This is a genomic window from Dietzia sp. B44 (genome assembly GCF_014145245.1).
Taxonomy (GTDB): domain Bacteria; phylum Actinomycetota; class Actinomycetes; order Mycobacteriales; family Mycobacteriaceae; genus Dietzia; species Dietzia natronolimnaea.
In genome coordinates, this window is sequence record NZ_JAALEF010000503.1 from 1 (window position 1) to 1,835 (window position 1,835).

Here is a 1,835-nt window from a genome sequence, read left to right on the forward strand (position 1 = left end):
CGCCGCGGATGTGGCCGGGTTCGACCACGTGGTGGTGGCGACCGGGGTCCGCCCGCGGGTGCTGGACCTGCCGGGCGCCGACCATCCCATGGTCATGACCTACCCCGAGCTGCTCACCGGCGCGCGCCGGCCCGGCCGTCGCGTGGCGGTGATCGGTGCCGGAGGGATCGGCGTCGACGTCTCCGTGTTCCTGCTGGCCGGCGGGCCGGGACTGGATCTCGACGGCCGCCGCGCACACGGACACTCCACCGACGTAGTGGCGTGGAAGCGGCACTGGGGGGTGACGGACCCGGCTGTCGACAGAGCGGGCCTGGGCACCGCTGTCCTGGACGACCCCGCGCACGAGGTGCACCTGCTCCAGCGCAAGACCACGTCGATCGGCAAGGGCCTGGGCAAGACCACCGGATGGGTCCACCGAGCCGAGCTCAAGACGGGCGGAGTACAGCAGTACACCGGGGTGACCTACGAGAAGATCGACGACGACGGGCTGCACATCCTCGACGCCGATGGCGCCCACCGGGTGGTGCACGTGGACTCGGTCGTGGTGTGCGCGGGCCAGGAATCGGTACGCGACCTCGCCGATGAGCTGGACGGTTCCGGAGCCGGGGCAGGGGCTCGGGTGCACGTGATCGGCGGCGCCGACGTGGCCGCGGAGCTGGACGCCAAGCGCGCCATCAAGCAGGGCGTGGAGCTCGCGGCCACCCTCTGAGCAGCCGCTCCTGCCTCCGACCGCCCTCGCCTGGCGGACCCCGTCCCTCACCTGGCGGACAGAATTCGTGTCCGGCGGGCCGTCCTTCGCATCAGATGTCCGCCAACCGGGGCAGGGTGCCCGCCAACCGGGGCGGGGTGTCCGCCGACCACAGCCAACCACGGTGGGGTCGGGGCGGGGTGTCCGCCAACCACAGCCAACCACGGGGGGGTCGGGGTGGGGTGTCCGCCAACCGGGGGAGGGGTGAGCAGGGGGCTGCGAAGAGGGGTTGCGCGGCTCAGGCGCAGCGCTTCTCGCGGCGGCGGTCCACCACGCTGAACGCCAACGCGCCCGCCGCCAGCGCGGCGATCAGTCCCAGGGCCGCCCGGAACGCGAGCAGCCAGTCGTCCTGGGACTCGACGATCCAGAACAGCACGCCGGGCACGACGGCCGTGCCGATCGCGGTGCCCATGCGCTGGCCGAGGGAGATGATGCTGCCGGCCACCCCGCCGTACGCGGGGTCGACCGCCCGCAGCGTCAGCGTCTGGTTGGGGGAGATGGTCATGCCCTGGGCGGTGCCCATCAGCGCGGCGGGGGCCATGAAGATCAGGTAGCCCACCGCCCCGGATTCGACCAACCCCGCGAGCAGGATGAACGTGCCCAGCGCGGTGAGGGTGAGGCAGAACCCGACGATCACCAGCCGACGCCCGAGCTTCAGCACGAACCGCCCCGCGACCTGCGCGGACACCGCGGCGCAGATCGAGGCGGGCAGGCTCACCAGCGCGGAGTCGATCGGCGCGTACCCCAGGTGGAACTGCAGGTACATGGGCATCACGATCCACAGGCTGGTCCCGCCCATGAAGTAGATCGAGACGATGATCATGCCGTTGCGGAACGCCGGGTCGCGGAAGATCTCGGGATTGACCAGCGGCGGGCGACCGACCCTCTCGTAGCGGCGCTCCCACCAGGCGAACGCCCCGAGCAGGGCCACCCCGAGCGGCACCAGGGCCCACAGCGCGGGGTGGGCCCCGCGGTTGAGGAAGGGCAGCATCACCGAGAGCACGGCCGCCCCGAGCAGCACGATGCCGACCGGGTCCAGGTCGAGGCGGCGGCGCGCTGCCTTCTGCGGCGGGGTCACCGGCGCGGA

Annotated in this window: 2 protein-coding genes; one reads left to right on the top strand and one right to left on the bottom strand. The window is 72.5% G+C overall.

What is annotated here, in order from left to right:
• Positions 1-709: FAD-dependent oxidoreductase (locus G6017_RS14960; RefSeq protein WP_182618066.1), on the top strand; the 709-nt coding region annotated here is incomplete at its 5' end.
• 277 nt (positions 710-986) lie between these two features.
• On the opposite strand, the gene G6017_RS14965 is transcribed toward G6017_RS14960, so the two are convergent.
• The coding region (locus G6017_RS14965; protein ID WP_182618068.1) for an MFS transporter at positions 987-1,835 on the bottom strand (849 nt) is incomplete at its 5' end.